The 16,196-nt window shown below is 61.3% G+C and carries 16 protein-coding genes and 1 pseudogene; 5 read left to right on the top strand and 12 right to left on the bottom strand.

Translation table 11 applies throughout. The features are described 5' to 3' along the window. Window positions 1-18: 18 nt before the first annotated feature. Window positions 19-726, bottom strand: a complete 708-nt coding sequence (locus EDE05_RS02405) for a glutathione S-transferase family protein (RefSeq protein WP_132408309.1) — start codon at window positions 724-726, stop codon at window positions 19-21. A gap of 105 nt (window positions 727-831) precedes the next feature. Between EDE05_RS02405 and EDE05_RS02410 the strand changes: the two genes are divergently transcribed. Both EDE05_RS02410 and EDE05_RS02415 read left to right on the top strand, forming a co-directional pair. Continuing rightward, window positions 832-1,728 carry a LysR substrate-binding domain-containing protein gene (locus tag EDE05_RS02410; protein WP_132408307.1) on the top strand — a complete coding sequence of 299 codons (897 nt, stop codon included), beginning with the start codon at window positions 832-834 and terminating at the stop codon, window positions 1,726-1,728. 59 nt (window positions 1,729-1,787) lie between these two features. Continuing rightward, window positions 1,788-2,744, top strand: coding sequence for a threonine/serine dehydratase (locus EDE05_RS02415; RefSeq protein ID WP_132408305.1), 957 nt, complete (start codon window positions 1,788-1,790; stop codon window positions 2,742-2,744). Window positions 2,745-2,754: 10 nt separating this feature from the next. Here the strand turns inward: EDE05_RS02415 and EDE05_RS02420 are convergent, their stop codons facing one another. Next, complete coding sequence (locus EDE05_RS02420; protein WP_134099770.1) at window positions 2,755-3,282, bottom strand: Lrp/AsnC family transcriptional regulator; 528 nt, start codon at window positions 3,280-3,282, stop codon at window positions 2,755-2,757. Between the two features lie 82 nt (window positions 3,283-3,364). On the opposite strand from EDE05_RS02420, the gene EDE05_RS02425 reads away from it, so the two are divergent. Continuing rightward, on the top strand, window positions 3,365-3,751 hold the full coding sequence (locus EDE05_RS02425) for a RidA family protein (protein ID WP_134099773.1): 387 nt from the start codon (window positions 3,365-3,367) through the stop codon (window positions 3,749-3,751). A gap of 6 nt (window positions 3,752-3,757) precedes the next feature. On the opposite strand, the gene EDE05_RS02430 is transcribed toward EDE05_RS02425, so the two are convergent. After that, window positions 3,758-5,341 (bottom strand): peptide chain release factor 3, encoded by a 1,584-nt coding sequence (locus tag EDE05_RS02430; RefSeq protein ID WP_132408299.1) that lies wholly within the window; start codon window positions 5,339-5,341, stop codon window positions 3,758-3,760. Between the two features lie 90 nt (window positions 5,342-5,431). Here EDE05_RS02430 and dut point away from each other — a divergent pair, with 90 nt between their 5' ends. Next, a complete protein-coding gene (dut, locus tag EDE05_RS02435; protein WP_132408297.1) occupies window positions 5,432-5,902 on the top strand; it encodes a dUTP diphosphatase in 471 nt (156 codons plus the stop codon). 130 nt (window positions 5,903-6,032) lie between these two features. Continuing rightward, window positions 6,033-7,001: a cysteine synthase A gene (cysK, locus tag EDE05_RS02440; protein ID WP_112802442.1), complete on the top strand. Its 969-nt coding sequence runs from the start codon at window positions 6,033-6,035 to the stop codon at window positions 6,999-7,001. Window positions 7,002-7,020: 19 nt separating this feature from the next. Here cysK and EDE05_RS02445 read toward each other — a convergent pair. The 9 genes and pseudogenes from EDE05_RS02445 to rsmI all read right to left on the bottom strand — a co-directional run bounded on the left by EDE05_RS02445 (window position 7,021) and on the right by rsmI (window position 16,007). After that, window positions 7,021-8,555 (bottom strand): annotated as a pseudogene (locus EDE05_RS02445) (YifB family Mg chelatase-like AAA ATPase). 185 nt (window positions 8,556-8,740) lie between these two features. Further along, window positions 8,741-9,691, bottom strand: coding sequence for a glutathione synthase (gshB, locus tag EDE05_RS02450; protein ID WP_112802438.1), 951 nt, complete (start codon window positions 9,689-9,691; stop codon window positions 8,741-8,743). Window positions 9,692-9,766: 75 nt separating this feature from the next. After that, a complete protein-coding gene (locus tag EDE05_RS02455) occupies window positions 9,767-10,270 on the bottom strand; it encodes a cupin domain-containing protein (protein WP_132408295.1) in 504 nt (167 codons plus the stop codon). Between the two features lie 107 nt (window positions 10,271-10,377). Continuing rightward, window positions 10,378-11,478, bottom strand: a complete 1,101-nt coding sequence (locus tag EDE05_RS02460) for a sn-glycerol-3-phosphate import ATP-binding protein UgpC (protein ID WP_105370418.1) — start codon at window positions 11,476-11,478, stop codon at window positions 10,378-10,380. A gap of 1 nt (window position 11,479) precedes the next feature. Beyond that, window positions 11,480-12,328, bottom strand: a complete 849-nt coding sequence (ugpE, locus tag EDE05_RS02465) for a sn-glycerol-3-phosphate ABC transporter permease UgpE (RefSeq protein ID WP_132408293.1) — start codon at window positions 12,326-12,328, stop codon at window positions 11,480-11,482. 9 nt (window positions 12,329-12,337) lie between these two features. After that, the gene (gene ugpA, locus EDE05_RS02470) at window positions 12,338-13,222 is read right to left on the bottom strand and encodes a sn-glycerol-3-phosphate ABC transporter permease UgpA (protein WP_105370416.1); all 885 of its coding nucleotides are present in this window, start codon (window positions 13,220-13,222) and stop codon (window positions 12,338-12,340) included. 78 nt (window positions 13,223-13,300) lie between these two features. After that, window positions 13,301-14,623, bottom strand: coding sequence for a sn-glycerol-3-phosphate ABC transporter substrate-binding protein UgpB (gene ugpB, locus EDE05_RS02475; RefSeq protein ID WP_132408289.1), 1,323 nt, complete (start codon window positions 14,621-14,623; stop codon window positions 13,301-13,303). 111 nt (window positions 14,624-14,734) lie between these two features. Continuing rightward, complete coding sequence (locus tag EDE05_RS02480) at window positions 14,735-15,100, bottom strand: YraN family protein (RefSeq protein WP_132408287.1); 366 nt, start codon at window positions 15,098-15,100, stop codon at window positions 14,735-14,737. Then, the gene (gene rsmI, locus EDE05_RS02485) at window positions 15,090-16,007 is read right to left on the bottom strand and encodes a 16S rRNA (cytidine(1402)-2'-O)-methyltransferase (RefSeq protein ID WP_112802432.1); all 918 of its coding nucleotides are present in this window, start codon (window positions 16,005-16,007) and stop codon (window positions 15,090-15,092) included. Before rsmI ends, EDE05_RS02480 begins: the two co-directional genes overlap by 11 nt. Window positions 16,008-16,196 lie beyond the last annotated feature (189 nt).

Raw genomic sequence — 16,196 nt, forward strand, 5'->3', positions numbered from 1 at the left:
TATCCCCCGACGTCCTTCTTAAGCTGCCTGTTTCAGCGATCCGAGCGCCTCTTCGAGGCTGACATGCCCCAGGAACTTGCCGGTGGTCCGGGCATCCTCTTCGTGTTCGATCGCCCAGGCGAAGCGCACTGCAGGATCCAGTTGGAGCCGTTCGTACAGGGCGTTCAGAGCCGGAAACTTCCGCCTGTCGACGACCTGGTGGAAATCATTCCAGCGGGCGATGCCGGCGAAATAGGCGTCCGCAAAGCTCTTTTCCTCGCCGAGCAGCCATGGGCGGCCATCGAGCAGCGTTTCCAGCTGCGCATGCGCCTTCTCCACCTTGGCAATGCCATAGGCTTGCAAGGCTTCCTTGGCTTGCGGTTCCAGTTCATGCTCGACCGTATGCCAGAGCGGGCCGAACGCATTGAAGAAGCTGGTATTGAGGAAGGCCAGCATCTGGTTCAGCCGATCGAACTTTTCCGAGTCCGGAGGAAAACCCCAGCCTTTGTGAACGGTACGGACGGCAATATGATTGAGGATTGCCATACTCTCGCTCATCACCCGACCGTCCGGCAGCATCAGCGACGGCGTCTCGCCAATCGGGTTCAGCGGCTTGTAAACGTCACTCGAGACGACGCCCGGCATGTCGATGCGGCAGAGGCGATAAGGCGCTCCCGTCCATTCAAGCGCGACGATCGAACCGAACGAACATCCTTCGGGCACCCCATAAAACAGGATCGGTGTCATGTATCACTCCTTGCGTTGATATTGGAATGAAACCAATATGAGGCATGGACGCTGAAGGAATAGATGCCAGTTTGGCGCCTTAAAGTTCACAAATCTGGAAGCTGCATGAGCAATCCACTCAACCTCAACGACCTGAACTTTTTCGTTCAAGCGGTGGAGCATGGCGGTTTTTCGGCTGCCGGACGAATGCTCGGCGTGCCAAAATCCACGGTGAGCAAGCGGGTGGCCGAATTGGAAAGCCGGCTCGGGGTACGGCTGATCCAGCGTACTTCGAGAAGCTTCACGCTTACCGACCTGGGACGGGAATTCCTCCGGCATGCGCAGGCCTCGGTTATCGAAGCGGAAATGGCCGAGGCGATCGTTCGCACCCATCTCGGCGAACCGAGCGGCATCGTGCGAATGACCGCAGCCGTGCCGACCGCCCAATTCGTGCTCGCTGAACATCTGGTCGAACTTCCGGCGCGATACCCCAAGCTGCAGCTCTCGCTGCATGTAAGCGACCGGTTCGTCGATATCGTACAGGAGGGATTCGATATCGCGGTCCGCAGCCATCAGGCGCCTCTGCCGGATTCGACACTGCTGCAGCGCAGGCTCGCCACCCATGCCTTCTTCGTCGTCGCCTCGCCCGGCTATCTCATAACTCATGGCGAGCCGAAACGGCCGGAGGACCTTACCGGACACCATGCCATCACGGCCGGCCTCGGCGACACCCGCTGGCGGCTGACGTCCAAGGAGGGAGAAGAGGTTGAGATCGCGCCGAAGCCGGTGATCGCTGCGGACGAACCCATGGTTATGATGAAGGCCGCTATTGCGGGGCTTGGCGTGGCGTGCCTGCCGACATCGGTTTGTCGGGAAATACTGACAGAGGGAAAGCTCGTCCGTCTGCTGCCCAACTGGACGGCCGGCAGCATCACCACGACGATCCTGATGCCGCATCGGCGCGGGCAGCTTCCCTCAGTGCGCGCAGTGGTCGACTTTCTTGCAGAGCGGATCAGTGACTGACCCTTTCCATCCGGCCAATTACGGGCTACCTCATCGCCTTTCATTCGAAAGAGGCCAGCATGTCGATCGAAACCCCAACCGCCTTCGAAGTCACGCCCGAACGCATTGCGCAAGCCGAGGCGCTGATCCGTCCGTTCATTCGCCACACGCCGGTGATGCGGGTCGACCTCAAAGATTTTTGCGGCACGGCGCGGCCGGTCGACCTGAAGCTTGAACTGCTTCAGCATTCGGGTTCCTTCAAGGTACGCGGTGCCTTCACCAGCCTGCTGACCCGCGATATCCCGGCAGCCGGCGTGGTGGCGGCATCCGGCGGCAATCACGGTGCGGCGGTCGCCTATGCCGCCCGCGAACGCGGCGTGCCGGCGCATATCTTCGTGCCAAGCGTCGCCTCGCAGGCGAAGATCGACCTGATCCGCTCCTATGGCGCCGAACTGGTGGTTGGTGGCGAGCGTTATGCGGATGCTCTTGCGGCAAGCGAGACCTATGCGGCGGCAAGCGGCGCGCTGCCGATCCATGCCTATGATCAGGCAGAAACGCTGACCGGCCAGGGCACGCTCGGCAAGGAGATCGAAGAGGATTTGCCGGATATGACGACGCTGCTCGTCGCAGTCGGCGGCGGTGGGCTGATCGGCGGCATCGCCTCGTGGTTCCGCGGCCGGGTGAAGATCGTCGCGGTCGAATCGGACGGCGCGCCGACACTCGACCACGCTTTCAAGGCCGGCAAGCCGGTGGATGCGCCGGCCGGCGGCATCGCTGCGGATTCGCTCGCACCGAAGCAGGTCGGCCAGATGATGTTTCCGATTGCGAAAAAATACGTTGAGCCGCCTGTGCTTGTCTCCGACGATGAGATCCTTGCGGCACAGAAGGCGCTCTGGGCGGGCGCACGGCTCGTCGCAGAGCCGGGTGGAGCGGCGGCATTGGCGGCATTGCTTTCCGGCAAATACGTGCCGGAGCAGGATGAAAAGGTCTGCGTGCTCGTTTGCGGCTCCAATACGACCGCCGTCAAGTTCGGCTAAACGCCGGCACCTATTCCGGCGGAAGAGGCACGCCCGGCCAGTCGGTCGTGACCTCCGCCTGGACCGGCCGGTCCAGATAGGTGGAAAGCGCGATATAGCTCTTCGTGCCGCGTACGCCCGGCACCGAATGGATCTGCCCAAGCAGGAATTCCAGCGCCTGCGGGCTTTCCATCCGAACCTTGAAGATCACGCTCGCGTCGCCAGCGACGGAGTGCATCTCTTCCACCTCCGGAAAGCGGGCAAGCTGCATCAAACGCTCGCTCTTGCCCCAGCCGGCCGCCTCCACATGCACGAAGGCAGTCAGCGGCTTGCCGACAGCAGTTCCATCGAGCCGGGCTACCGTATCCCGGATGGCGCCTGCCCGCTTCAATCGCTTGACCCGCTCGTGCACCGCGGGCGGCGAAAGCCCCACCTTTTCGCCGAGCGCCGCATAGCTTTGATCGGCATCGGCAGCCAGTGCGGCTAATATCTTTCGGTCAAAGGGATCGAGCGGGGGTGGCCCCCGCCGCTTCGGCCGAATGTCTTCTGTATTTTCCATCCAGCCGCCTCCTTTGCTTTTCTGGCGAATAATCTTCGGCGAAACTGCTTCAATTCCAGATAAAATTCCAGAGGAGGCCGAGATGGAAATGATCGTCTGCAATCCACAAGAGGGTGTCTATGCCGCTACGCCCGACTACGTACATGCCATGGAGGTGCGCCAGCCGGAGCGCTTGCTTTTCGTCAGCGGGACGATGGGCCTCGATGAAGCGGGCGTTGCCGGAGCAGACCTTGATATGCAGCTCAAGCTGATCTGGTCAAACCTGAAGCGGATCCTCGCCGAAGCGCATATGGGCACGGACAATATCGTGCGGCTGACGAGCTATCTGCGCGACGCGGCTTACGTGGAGGCAAACCAGAATGCACGCCTCTCGGCACTCGGAAACCGCCGCATACCGACGACTGCCGTCGTCGTCGAAACGCTGATCGACGACTGGCTGGTGGAGATCGAGATCATCGCCGCTGCCTGACGGAGATCACGCCGCCTTGGCGACGTGATATTCCTTGATGGCCACCATCTTGATGCTCGGATAGCGCTCTGCTTCGTAGCGCAGGGAAAAGGCATCCTGCGCCAGGAAGACCGGATCGCCGTCCAGATCGCGGGCGATGTCGCCGCGCTTCACGGTGAGGAACTTTTCAAGATCGGCCGGCTGATCCGAGGAGATCCAGCGGCAGACCGAGAAGCGCGACATCTCAAAAGAGACCGGCAGACCGTATTCGGCCGATAGACGCTCCTTCAACACGTCGAGCTGCAGCGCGCCCACGACACCGACGATGGCAGGCGAACCGTCTTCCGGCGAGAAGAGCTGCACGACGCCTTCTTCCGCCATCTGCTGCAGGGCCTCCTTGAGCTTCTTCGCCTTCATGGCATCCTCCAGCCGCACGCGGCGGAGGATTTCCGGCGAGAAGTTCGGCACGCCCTGGAAGACCAGCGGCTCACCTTCGGTCAGCGTATCGCCGATACGAAGGGTGCCGTGGTTCGGGATGCCGACCACATCGCCGGCATAGGCCGTGTCTGCCAGTTGACGCTGCGAAGCAAAAAAGAATTGCGGCGCTGTCAGACCAAGCTGCTTTCCAGTCCGCGCCAGTCGCGCCTTCATGCCGCGCTCCAGCTTGCCGGAGCAGACGCGCGCAAAGGCAATGCGGTCGCGATGGTTTGGATCCATGTTCGCCTGGATCTTGAAGACGAAGGCAGTCATCCTGTCTTCGGCAGCGTGGACCTTGCGGATGTCGGCGACCTGGTCGCGCGGCGGCGGCGCAAAATCCCCCAGTGCATCGATGAGATCGCGGACGCCGAAATTACGCAAAGCCGAGCCGAAGAACACCGGGGTCAAATGGCCTTCGAGGAAGGCCTGTCGATCGAAAGGCCTGCAGGCCTCGATCGCGAGTTCCGTTTCCTCGATGAAAGCCGCCCGTTCGTTTTCCGGCAGGCGATCGGCAACCGACTGCGGGCCATTGACCTTGGTCGGCTTCACTTCCGTGTCCGATCCCCGCACCGTGTTGTCGGCGAGATGATAGGAACCGCAGAAGGTCTTGGAGCGGCCGATCGGCCAAGTGACCGGCGCCGTATCGAGCGCCAGCTTCTCCTCGACCTCGTCGAGAATCTCGAAGGGATCCCGGCTTTCGCGGTCCATCTTGTTGACGAAGGTGATGATCGGGATGTCCCGCATGCGGCAGACTTCGAAGAGCTTCAGCGTACGCGGTTCGATACCTTTTGCCGCGTCAATGACCATGACGGCCGCGTCTACCGCGGTCAGCGTGCGATAGGTGTCGTCGGCGAAATCCTCGTGGCCGGGGGTATCGAGAATGTTGAAGACATTGCCGCCATATTCGAAGGTCATCACCGAGGTGACCACCGAGATGCCGCGCTCCCGCTCGATCTTCATCCAGTCGGACCGGGTTTGGATGCGATCCTTCTTCGCCTTGACCTCGCCGGCGAGCTGAATGGCGCCGCCGAAAAGCAGCAGCTTTTCGGTCAGCGTCGTCTTGCCGGCGTCCGGGTGGGCAATGATCGCGAATGTGCGGCGGCGGGCAACCGCCTCGGCAATAGTTTCGGGCATGACATAAATCCTGTGAATTGCCGGCGTATCTAGCGATTAAAGCCCGCCATTGCAATTGACCTGCCGGCTACGGAGACAAAGTAATACCTTATGAACATGCACACCCCCTCCGCGCCCAAGCTCAGCCTCATCCGCCTGCCGCATGGCATGGACATGGACCTGCCGTCCTACGAGACTTCCGGGGCGGCCGGAATGGACGTGCGTGCGGCGGTGGCTGAAGATGCGCCACTGACAATCCCGCCGGGCAAGCGAGTACTGGTCCCGACCGGCTTCATCTTCGAAATTCCAGACGGGTTCGAAATGCAGGTGCGGCCGCGCTCCGGTCTCGCCTTCAAGCACGGCATCACCTGCCTCAACACTCCAGGCACGATCGACAGCGACTATCGCGGCGAAGTGAAGGTGCTGCTGATCAATCTCGGCGAGGAGGATTTCGTGATCACGCGCGGCATGCGGATCGCCCAACTGGTCGTGGCGCCTGTGATCCAGGCGCGGATCGGGGAGATCACCGAGGCGACCGCCACCGCGCGGGGCAGCGGCGGCTTCGGCTCGACCGGCGTTTGACCGCAACGCCATTTTCGGGTTCCGCCTTCTCGTGGAACAAAATTTCGATTTCTCGCCTCCACCGGTGTGACGTTGCTGGCATTCGACCGGCACAAGCCCTACCTTCTCCCTCAAACTCAGGGAGAGCACCATGTCAGAGACCAGAAAGCCGGGCCGCGGCAAGATCTATTCCTCGATTACCGAAACCATCGGCGATACGCCGATCGTGCGTCTCGACAAACTCGCCAAGGAGAAGGACGTCAAGGCAAATCTCCTGGCCAAGCTGGAATTCTTCAACCCGATCGCATCCGTCAAGGACCGCATCGGCGTCGCGATGATCGAGAGCCTGGAAGCCCAAGGCAAGATTGCCCCCGGCAAGACGACGCTGGTGGAGCCGACGTCCGGAAATACCGGTATTGCACTTGCCTTCGCCGCTGCCGCGAAGGGCTACAAACTGATCCTGACCATGCCGGAAACCATGTCGATCGAGCGCCGGAAGATGCTGGCACTGCTCGGCGCGGAACTGGTGCTGACCGAAGGCCCGAAAGGCATGAAGGGCGCGATCGCCAAGGCGGAAGAACTCGCCGCTTCGCTGCCTGACGCGATCATTCCGCAGCAGTTCGAAAACCCCGCCAATCCGGAAATACATCGCAAGACGACCGCCGAAGAGATCTGGAACGACACCGACGGAAAAGTGGATATCTTCGTTTCCGGCATCGGCACCGGCGGTACGATCACCGGCGCCGGCCAGGTGCTGAAAGGCCGCAACCCCAACCTCAAGGTCATCGCCGTCGAGCCCGAAGAATCTCCTGTGCTTTCCGGCGGCCAGCCCGGCCCGCACAAGATCCAGGGTATCGGCGCCGGTTTCGCGCCGAAGATCCTCGACACGAAGATCTATGACGAGATCGTCACCGTCAACGGCCCGGAGGCCATGGAAATGGCCCGCCTGGTGGCCAGACTGGAAGGCGTGCCCGTCGGCATTTCCTCCGGTGCAGCCCTCGTCGCCGCCGTCAAGGTTGGCAGTCGCGAGGAGAATGCCGGCAAGAACCTGGTGGTCATCATCCCCTCGTTTGCAGAACGTTATCTTTCGACCGCGCTTTTTGAAGGGCTCGGAGCCTAGCGTCCTCCGCCGTGCAACGTCACGCCGCCGCGGTTGCCAGCCGCTCGCCGGCCATGCGGTACGAAATGGCCTCGGCCAGGTGGATGCGGCCGACCGTATCCTTGTCGTCGAGATCGGCGAGCGTGCGGGCGACCTTCAGCACCCGGTGATAACCGCGGGCGGAGAATTTCAATTTCTCCGCCGCATCCCGCAGCAATTGCAGGCCGCTCGCATCCGGCTCAGCGAATTTTTCGATCAACGACGTGGAACACCGGGCATTGGTGAGGATAGCCGGATAGCCGGCATGCTCCAGACGCTCCCGCTGCCTTTCACGCGCCGCGGCGACGCGCCTGGCGACGTCAGCGCTCTTTTCCGCCGGCATGGGACGGATAAGATCGGCCGCAGAAACCGCCGGGACATCGATGCGGATATCGATACGATCCATCAGCGGCCCGGAAATGCGAGCCTGGTAGTCGGCAGCGCAACGCGGACCTCTGGCGCAAGTGTGTCCCGGTTCGCCGGCCATTCCGCAACGGCAGGGGTTCATGGCCGCGACAAGCTGAATGCTGGCCGGGTAGGAGACCCGGTGATTGGCGCGGGCGATGATGCATTCGCCGGTTTCGAGCGGTTGGCGTAGCGCATCGAGCGACTGCGGCGAGAATTCCGGAAATTCGTCCAGGAAGAGTACGCCATGATGGGCAAGCGAGGCCTCGCCCGGCCTGGCGCGCAAGCCCCCACCGACCAGAGCCGCCATGGTGGCGGAATGGTGCGGCGTGCGATACGGGCGGCGATCCGAAAGCTTGCCGCCGGAAAGCTGGCCGGCGATCGAATGGATCATCGATACTTCCAGAAGCTCGACCGCCGAAAGCGGCGGCAGTATCGATGGCAGCCGGGCGGCAAGCATGGACTTTCCCGATCCGGGCGGGCCGACCATCAGGAGGTTGTGGCCTCCGGCGGCGGCCACTTCCAGCGCGCGCTTGGCGCTTTCCTGCCCCTTGATGTCCACCAGATCCGGCAGGTTGGCCGGTAGCGCGCGGATTGCCGGCTGCGGCCGCGAGATCACCTGCGTGCCTCGGAAATGGTTGGCGAGCGCAATCAGGCTGCGGGGGCCAGGATATCGATATCGGGGCCGGCCCATGCGGCCTCCGCGCCACTATCGGCCGGGCAGATCAGGCCCTTGCCGATCGCATTGGCGCCGATAGCGGCCGGAAGAGCCCCGGCAACGGGTGCCAGAGTGCCGTCGAGATTGAGTTCTCCGAGAACCACATAGTCGGTCAGCGCATCGCCAGGGATAGCCCCGAGAGCCGCCATCAGCCCGAGCGCGATCGGCAGATCGTAATGCGAGCCCTCCTTGGGCAGATCGGCCGGCGCAAGATTGACCGTCACCTTCTTCGGCGGCATCGCAAGCCCCGAGGCGTGGAGCGCAGCCTGCACCCGCTGCCGACTTTCGGCCACAGCCTTATCCGGCAGGCCGACGATATGCATGTTCATCTTGCCCGGGCCGACCATGACCTGCACGTCGACCGGAACGCCCTCTATGCCCTGAAATGCAACCGTGCTGACGCGCGAAACCATGTGACCCTGCCCCCAAAACATCATGTCCGGAGCGTCAGCGATACACGCATTCCGCGCCAGCGATTGCAACCTGACACAGGATCAATAGAAATACAAGAACATTAAGGGAACAAATTCGCGCTTGCGATGCAACTCGGTTGTATCGGGTTGCATCGCTGGAACAAAAGCGAACGCGAGAAGGGGACTCAGCCCCGCTTTGCTTCGATGGCGTTCCACAGCAGACTTGCGACATCGGCGCCGCCGAACTTCTTGACTTCACGGATTCCCGTCGGGGACGTGACGTTGATCTCGGTCATATAGTCGCCGATCACATCAATACCGACGAAGAGGAAGCCGCGTTCGCGCAATGCCGGCCCGATCCGAGCGCAGATCTCCCTTTCGCGCGCCGTTATCTCGGTCGGCTCTGCACGCCCGCCGACATGCATGTTGGAGCGGCTGTCATGTTCGGCCGGCACCCGGTTGATGGCCCCAACGGGTTCGCCATCCACCAGCAGGATCCGCTTGTCGCCCTTGCGCACGGCGGGCAGATAAGCCTGGGCGATATAGGGCTCGCCGCGATACATCTGGCCGAACATTTCGAGAAGCGAGGTAAAGTTGCGATCGTCGCGCGCCGAATGGAAGACGCCCGCACCACCATTGCCGTAGAGCGGTTTGAGGATGATATCGCCCATCTCCTCCCGGAAGCGGGCGATCTCCATCGGATCGCGCGAAATAAGGGTCGCCGGCATCAGATCGGCAAATTCGGTCACGAAGATCTTTTCCGGCGAGTTGCGCACCCAGGCCGGATCGTTCACCACCAAGGTCTTCGGATGGATGCGCTCGAGCAGGTGAGTCGACGTGATATAGCCCATGTCGAAGGGCGGGTCCTGACGCAGATGAACGACGTCCATGGTCGAAAGGTCGACACGTTGCTTTTCCCCAAGCGTGAAGTGATCGCCCTTTACGTCCCGGACCTGCAGCGGCTCGACGGTCGCAAAGATCCTGCCGTCCCGCTGCGTCAACCGGTCGGGCGTATAGTGGAAAAGCTCCAGGCCTCGCGCCTGTGCTTCCAGCGCCATGGCGAATGTCGAATCGCCGGCTATGTTGACGCCGGAGATATGGTCCATCTGGAACGCGACGGTGCGGATTTTTGCCATGACTTCAGCCCCTCAAAAAATGCCCGCCTGATGTAGGACGGCGGGCGCTCGAAGGCAACGGCAATCAAACCGATATCAAGCCGCCAGGCCGACCTGGGCCTTGGGGCGCAGCATGTTGCGGAGACGATAGAGCATCGCGAGCGGCGCCGGGAACGGTTTGCGCAGAAAAGCGACTTTGCGGACATAGTTATCGATTTGCCAGGTGGCCCAGGTGCCGCCCTTGAAATAGGCCACATCGCCACTGCGCAGGGTGCGCTCGGTGCCGTCTTCGGCGGTTACATGCACTTCGCCTTCCAGGATCACGACCGTCTCGTCCCAGCCGAAGAACCAGCGGAAGGTGCCGGCCGTGCAGTCCCATACGCCCGTCGCGGCACATTGATCGTCGGCCTTTGAATGAGAGGCGGCACGGGCCTGCGGATTGCCGGAGATAATCCAGGAGGGCTCGATCGGCAGCGGAGCCATTTCGAGAGAATCCGGACAGGCGCCGACAAATGCTTTAACAGGCGCCTGCTCCGGCGCGTAGGACTTGTGCCGAACGGCCATGGCCGCCACACTCACAGCAAGAACTTGCCAGCTCATATTGCCCCCTATAGTTCCCAGACCGGGAAACAATAGCGGCAAAGCGTAACCTGGCTGTTCAGGCCGACACTACAATTTTAGCGGTCGGCCCGATTTCAGGACGGCGGTCAGGCGACCGGCTCGACAGGAGCAAGTTTCGCCTCCGCCGGCACATTGCCGGGCAACCGCTTGCCGGTGTCGACGGCGAAGAAATGCAGGCGGCTCGCGTCGATGGCGATCTGCATCTCGGGCGCAAGTTCGAGTTCAGGCGATACGGCCGCCGTGATCTGCTGATCGCCCACCGTGCCGTGGATAAGGCGCTGGGCGCCCAGTTCCTCCGCATATTCCAGACGGAAGGGCAGAGCCTCCTCATCCGCACGTGCAATCCGGATATCCTCGGCGCGGACGCCCACGGTGACGGTGCCGGATGCGGGCGCAAAACCGTTGAGTCCGATCACCGACGGGCCGATCGCCAGCTTGTCGCCGTGCAGCTCCCCCTTGACGAGATTCATGGCCGGCGAGCCGATGAAGCTCGCGACGAAGGTGGATGCCGGCGCGTGATAGACCTCCAGAGGAGCACCGATCTGTTCGATCCTGCCGCCATTCAGCACGACGAGGCGGTCGGCGAGCGTCATTGCCTCCAGCTGATCGTGGGTGACGTAGATCGACGTCGTGCCGAGCCGGCGCTGCAGGCGCTTGATCTCGCCGCGCATCGAAACGCGCAGCTTCGCATCGAGGTTCGACAGCGGTTCATCGAACAGGAAGGCGGCCGGCTTGCGCACGATCGCACGGCCCATCGCCACACGCTGGCGCTGACCGCCGGAAAGAGCGCGCGGCTTGCGGTCGAGATACTGGGTGATCTCCAGCATCCGCGCCGCCTCCGTCACGCGGGCATCGATCTCCGCCTTGGGCGTGCCGCGGTTTTTCAGGCCGTAGGCGAGGTTGTTGTAGACCGTCATATGCGGATAGAGCGCATAGTTCTGGAAGACCATCGCGATATCGCGATCGGCCGGCTCCACGTTGTTGACGACGCGGTCGGCGATCTTCACCTCACCGCCCGAGATCGTCTCCAGCCCCGCGACCATGCGTAAAAGTGTCGACTTGCCGCAGCCGGACGGACCGACCAGCACGATGAACTCTCCGTCGGCGATGTCGATCGACACCGAATTCACGGCTTTTACGCCGCCGGCATAAACCTTCGAAACCTCGGCGATGTGGATGCCGGCCATTTCATTTCTCCGTTTCAGTAAGGCCGCGGATGAACAACCGCTGCATAAAGACCACGACCAGGATGGGGGGAAGCATTGCAAGTACCGAACCTGCCATGACGAGGTGCCACTCGATGACGCCGTCCTGAACGGTGACCATGCGCTTCATGCCCATCATCAGCGTGTAGTAGCCGGGATCCGTGGTCACCAGGAGCGGCCAGAGATACTGCACCCAGCCATAGATAAAGAGGATGACGCATAAGGCGCCGATATTGGTGCGCGAGAGCGGCAGCAGAATGTCCCTGAAAAACTTCAGCGGGCCGGCTCCGTCCACACGCGCCGCTTCCAGAAGCTCGTCCGGCACCGTCATGAAGAACTGGCGGAACAGGAAAGTCGCCGTGGCCGATGCGATCAGGGGAATGGTCAGCCCGGCCCAGGAGTTCAGCATGCCGAGATCGGCGACGATCTTGTAGGTCGGCATGATGCGCACCTCGACCGGCAGCATCAGCGTGACGAAGATGATCCAGAAGGCCAGAAGCCTGAAAGGGAAGCGGAAGTAGACGATCGCGAAGGCAGAAAGGATAGAGATGCAAATCTTCCCAACCGTGATTGCCAGCGCCATGACCAGCGAATTCAATGCCATATGCGAGTAGTTGGGCAAGCCGTGGGCAGCAGAGGCGCTGGTCAGGATGGTCGAGTAGTTTTCGATGAAATGCGAGCCCGGCAAGAGCGGAACAGGACCGCTCATCAGTGTCGAAATATCATGGGTCGACGCCATGATCGCGACATAGACCGGCAGAGCGACAATCAAGAATCCCAGGATCAGGAAAGCGTGGGTGAGGAAGGTCAGGAAGGGGCGGTTTTCAACCATGATCGTTCCTCAATACTGGACGCGGCGTTCGACGAAGCGGAACTGGACGAAGGTCAGCAGCATCACGATCAGCATCAAAAGCACCGATTGCGCCGAAGAGGAGCCGAGGTTCAAGCCGACGTAACCATCCTGATAGACCTTGTAGACGAGCGTGGTCGTCGCCTGAGCAGGTCCGCCGCCCGTCGTGGCGTCCACGATCGGGAAGGTATCGAACATCGTGTAGTTCACGTTGATGATGAACAGGAAAAACGTCGTCGGCGACAGAAGCGGCAGCGAAATCGTGAAGAAGCGCTTGACCGGCCCGGAACCGTCGATCGCCGCGGCCTCCATCAGCGCCTGCGGCACTGACTGCAGGCCGGCGAGGAAGAAAAGAAAATTGTAGGAGATCTGCTTCCAGGCCGCGGCGATGATGATCAGGATCATGGCATGGGTGCCGTTGAGGTCGTGATCCCAGAGAATCCCGAACCGCTCCAGAAAGAAAGGCAAGAGGCCGGTCGAGGTGTTGAACAGGAACCACCAGAGGACGCCGGCGACGACGGGAGCGACGGCATAAGGCCAGACCAAAAGCGTTGTGTAGACCTTCGAGGTCCGCGTCAGGCGATCGACCGCAGCCGCAAATGCGAGGCCCAGCACCATCGAAAGCAACGTAACCGACACGGCGAATACCGCGGTGCGCCAGAGAGAATCCAGATAGTTCGGATCAGCGAGCAGCTGCTGATAATGCGCCAGCCCTACAAAGACGGTCGAGAACCCGAATGGGTCCTCCCGCTCGAAGGAGGATTTCACTGCCTGCGCAGCAGGCCAAATGAAGAAGATGAGCGTGATAGCGAGCTGGGGCGCAAGCAGCAGATAAGGCAGCAGGCGGTTGTTGAAGGTTGTTCTCTTGGTATCCACCGATCCCTCACCACAAAATAGGAAACGAGCAAGGGAGGCCCGGCAGGCGCCGGCCCTCCCTGCAGTGAATCGGCGTGATCAGTTCGAGTTAGCCGCTTCGAATTCACGCAGCAGCGCGTTGCCACGCTGAACGGCACTGTCGAGCGCCTGCTTGGCGTCCTTCTTGTTGGCGAGCAGCGCCTGGAACTCCTCGTCGACAATGGTGCGGACCTGCGTGAAATTGCCAAACCGCAAGCCCTTCGAATTGTCCGAAGGGGTGCCGCGGGTGATCTGCTTGATGGCGATGTCGGAACCCGGGTTCTTTTCGTAGTAGCCCTGCTTCTGGCCAAGATCGTAGGCGGCATTGGTGATCGGCAGGTAACCGGTGAACTGGTGCCAATCGGCCTGGACTTCCGCCTTGGAGAGGTAGCTGAAGAACTTGGCAACACCCTTGTAGGTGGCCTTGTCCTTGCCGTTCAGCACCCAGAGGGTCGCGCCGCCGATGATGGAGTTCTTCGGCTCCTTGATCTCGTCGTCATAATAAGGCAGCGGAGCAAAGCCCGGAGTGAAGGTCTTGGCGTTGTTGATAACGCCGGCGCGGCCTGCAGACGAGTTCATGGTGATTGCGCATTCCTGCGCGTAGAACATCGTCGCCGCCTGATCGCCACCGACCGGACCGCCGTACTTGAACAGGCCCTCGTCCTGCCACTTTTTCAGATTTGCCCAATGCTTGACCTGAAGCGGGCCATTGAAGTTGAATTCGGACTTCACGCCGCCAAAACCGTTCTGCAGAGTGCCGAAAGGCTTGTCGTGAATCGCCGACAGGTTCTCCGTCTGAACCCAGGTGATCCAGGCGGAGGTGAAGCCACACTTGGCAGCGCCCGAAGAGACGATCTTCTTCGAGAACTCTTCGACTTCCTTCCAGGTCTTCGGAGCGACTTCCGGATCAAGGCCGGCCTTCTTGAAGACGTCCTTGTTGTAATACATGATCGGCGTGGAGGAGTTGAAGGGCAGCGACAGGATGTTGCCCTGGGTATCGGAATAATAACCAGTGACCGGCGCCAGGAAGGTCTTGGGGTCGAAGGTTTCGCCCTCATCGGCCATCAGCTTGTAAACCGGATATACGGCACCCTTGGCAGCCATCATCGTGCCTGTGCCGACTTCGAAGACCTGAACGATAGCCGGCTGCTGTTTTGCGCGGAAAGCGGCGATCGCTGCCGTCAGCGTTTCTGGATAGCTTCCCTTGTAGACAGGCACGACCTTGTAGTCGGTCTGGCTCTCGTTGAATTTCTGAGCGATTTCTTCCAGCTTCTTGCCGAGTTCGCCACCCATGGCATGCCACCAGGTGACTTCCGTCGCAGCAAGCGAAGAGGTTGCCGACAGAGCGACCGCGAATGCGGCCATCGAAAGTTTTTTCAACATTTTATGTCCTCCACCTTGATTGGTGCCGGCCCCGAATAGGGTCCTCCCATGACACCGACTTTACAGTTTTATGTCATTTTTCTAACAGAGCAAGGATCGTTGGAAGTTTCCTTAAAACGCGTCCGGAAAATGCCGAGGAAGCCGGCTCGGCAATACGGCAATAATGTCGTAACGCTGCGAAAGCCTCGCCGCATCCTTCCGCTTCGAAAGCCACAGATCGCTTGCCGCGCGGATGCGAGCCTGCGTGGTGAAGCCAACGGCATCGATCGCTTCCTGTTCGCCGATCCGGGCCTTCACTTCGACGAAGATGACGAGATCACCTTTGCGGGCAATCAGATCTATCTCGCCGAGTTTGGTGCGATAGCGGATCGCCAGAACCCGGTAGCCCTTTGCCAGCAGGTACAACGCGGCCAGATATTCCGAGACATGGCCTCGGCGTTCGGCCTTGCGCCGCTTCAAGCCGGGGTCATTTTCCACCGCCACCCGTTTCCTTCAGGTCCAGGAGCCGCTGATAGAGGTCTTTTCGGCCAAGCCCCGTGAGGCGGGCGGCTTCTGCTGCCGCCTTGGCCGTCGGCATCGTGGCCGAGAGTTCCCGCAGCAGTGCTTCCACCTCCACCTCGCCCGGCGCCTCTTCCGCCTGCGGAGGCGCGACAAGCAGTACGATCTCGCCTTTCACGGTCCGCTCCTCATCATAATAAGCGGCAAGTTCCTGCAGCGATCCGCGACGGAACTCCTCGAAGGTCTTCGTGAGCTCCCGGCAGACACAGGCGCGACGGTTTTTCCCAAGCACCTCCGCCGCCGCCGCAAGAGTGGCGCCGATCCGATGCGGCGATTCGAAGAAGATCAGCGTGGCAGGCACTTTGGAAAGCTCCGCCAGCCGATCTCGCCGTCCCTTGTCCTTGGCCGGCAGGAAACCGGCAAAAAGAAAGGCGTCCGAAGGCATGCCAGAGCCGACAAGAGCCGCAAGCGGCGCAGACGCGCCGGGGATCGGCACGACCCTATGACCAGCCTCGACTGCCATCTGCCCAAGCCGGTAGCCCGGATCGGAGACCAGCGGCGTGCCGGCATCGGAGACGAGTGCCACCGATTTTCCTTCCTCTAGGGCGGCAATCAGCTTCGGCCCGGCCTCATCCGCATTATGCTCATGGTAGGCAAAGGGCCGGTTGACGATACCGTAACGGTCCAGCAGGACCCGGGTGACGCGCGTATCTTCGCAGGCCAGCACGTCGACGCCCGCGAGCGTCTCCAAGGCGCGCAAGGTGATGTCCCCGAGATTGCCGATCGGCGTCGCCACCAGATAAAGCGCCGGCTCCTGCGGTCTGGCAGGCACGAATGTGTTGGCAACGCGATAGCCGCGCTGGGCGGCTTTATGTTCGTCTGCCACGGGATACCTTAGGGGATAGGATGCTCATGCCTCTTTATGAGCATCCCAGCCCGGTTCGGCAAGTAAACGGAGGAGATGTTTTCTGTGTGCAGTGCAAGCCGATCGGGCGATTTGGCATGGCAACTCCTTGTTCACCTCTTGCTTTTCGCCGCCGTTGTCTGCCATTTTGCGCGTCCACATCATCCGGCT

Origin of the sequence: Neorhizobium sp. R1-B (genome assembly GCF_004368875.1) — a bacterium.
GTDB classification, from domain to species: domain Bacteria; phylum Pseudomonadota; class Alphaproteobacteria; order Rhizobiales; family Rhizobiaceae; genus Neorhizobium; species Neorhizobium huautlense.